The 2,067-nt window shown below is 72.3% G+C and carries 1 protein-coding gene; it reads right to left on the reverse strand.

Annotated elements, in window-relative coordinates; all coding sequences use genetic code 11:
• Positions 1-1,945 (reverse strand): type I polyketide synthase (locus IEY93_RS37310; RefSeq protein WP_308425770.1); only part of this gene is annotated, 1,945 nt, incomplete at its 3' end.
• Between the last annotated feature and the right edge of the window lie 122 nt (positions 1,946-2,067).

Raw genomic sequence — 2,067 nt, forward strand, 5'->3', positions numbered from 1 at the left:
CCACAGCACGCCGCTCGAACACCGAACGCGACACCACCAGCGAACGCCCCACCTGGCCGGCCTCCAGAGCAGGACGCTCGGCCACCCAACCCGCCAACCGACCCGCCTGACCCGCCAACCCCACACCCGACCGCGCGGAAACCACCCACGGCACCGGGGAAAGCCCCAGCTCAGGGCCCTCTTCGACCGTCGGCGGCTGCTCGGGCGCGGGGGCCGCCGGGGCCTCCTCCAGCACCACGTGCGCGTTCGTACCGCTGACCCCGAAGGAGGAGATCGCCGCGCGGCGCTGGTGACCGTTCCGCGGCCACTGCACGTCCTCGGTCAGCAGTTCCACCGCGCCCGCCGACCAGTCCACGTGCGGGGACGGCTCGTCCACGTGCAGGGTCTTGGGCAGCACGCCATTGCGCATGGCCATCACCATCTTGATGACACTCGCGGCACCGGCCGCCGCCTGGGTGTGCCCGATGTTGGACTTGACCGAGCCCAGCCACAGCGGACGGTCGGCGTCCCGGTCCTGGCCGTAGGTCGCGAGCAGCGCCTGCGCCTCGATCGGGTCGCCCAGCGCGGTGCCCGTACCGTGCGCCTCCACCACGTCCACCTCGGCCGCGGGCACACCGGCGTTGGCCAGCGCCTGCCGGATCACCCGCTGCTGCGAGGGCCCGTTCGGCGCGGTCAGACCGTTGCTCGCACCGTCCTGGTTCACCGCCGAGCCGCGTACTACGGCGAGGATCGGATGGCCGTTGCGCTGCGCGTCCGACAGCCGCTCGACGAGCAGCATGCCGGCGCCCTCGGCCCAGCCCGCGCCGTCGGCCGCGGCGGCGAACGCCTTCGAACGCCCGTCGGGGGCGAGGCCGCGCTGCCGGGAGAACTCCACGAAGGTGCCGGGGGTGGCCATGACGGTCACGCCGCCGGCCAGGGCGAGGTCGCATTCTCCCGACCGCAGTGCCTGGACGGCGAGGTGCAGCGCGACCAGCGAGGACGAGCACGCGGTGTCCACGGTCACCGCCGGACCCTCGAAACCGAAGGTGTACGACACCCGGCCCGAGGCGACGCTGCCCGAGGTGCCGGTGCCGATCAGTCCTTCCAGTTCCTCCGGGATCGAGGACAGCTGGGAGGCGTAGTCGTGGTACATCACGCCGGCGAAGACCCCGGTGCGGCTGCCCCGCAGGTTCGACGGGCTGACACCGGCCCGCTCGATCGCCTCCCAGGAGGTCTCCAGCAGCAGCCGCTGCTGCGGGTCCATGGCCAGCGCCTCACGCGGCGAGATGCCGAAGAACGCCGGGTCGAAGTCGGCGGCATCGTAGAGGAAGCCGCCGTGGCGGACGTAGGAGGTGCCCTTGTTCTCCGGGTCCGGGTGGTAGAGCTTGTCCAGGTCCCAGCCGCGATTGGCCGGGAATTCGCCGATCGCGTCGGTGCCGGAGGCGACCAGGTTCCACAGGTCCTCGGGAGAGACGACCCCGCCCGGATACCGGCAGGCCATGCCCACGATGGCGATCGGCTCGTCATCGACGACCTTGGCCGCAACGGTGACCGGAACGCCGTCGCTCGCCGTTCCGCTCAGCTCGCTCTCGAGGTGGTCGGCGACGGTACGCGCGTTGGGGTAGTCGAAGACCAAGGTGGCGGGCAGCCGCAGACCCGACAGCGTCTTGAGCCGGTTGCGGAACTCCACCGCCATCAGCGAGTCGAAGCCGAGCTCCTGGAAGGCCCGGTCCGGCTGCACGTCCTCCATCGAGGAGTGGCCGAGCACCGTCGCCGCTTCCTGCCGGACGAGGTCGGTGAGCAGCGACCGGCGTTCGGTGGCGTCGAGCCCGAGCAGGCGCCGCGCCAATCCGCTCGCGTCTCCGCCGGCGGAACGGCGTACCGGGCGGCGGGCCAGGCCGCGTAGCAGGGCCGGGATCTCTCCACCGCCGGTACGCAGCGCCGCCGCGTCCACCCGCAATGGCACCAACGCCGCGACCCCGGACCCTACCCCGGCATCCAGCAACGCCAGACCCTCATCCACCGACAACGCCGGCAGACCCCCACGCCGCAACCGCTCCACATCCGCACGGCCCAGCCACCCCGACA

It is taken from the genome of Sphaerisporangium melleum (genome assembly GCF_014646695.1).
GTDB lineage: Bacteria > Actinomycetota > Actinomycetes > Streptosporangiales > Streptosporangiaceae > Sphaerisporangium > Sphaerisporangium melleum.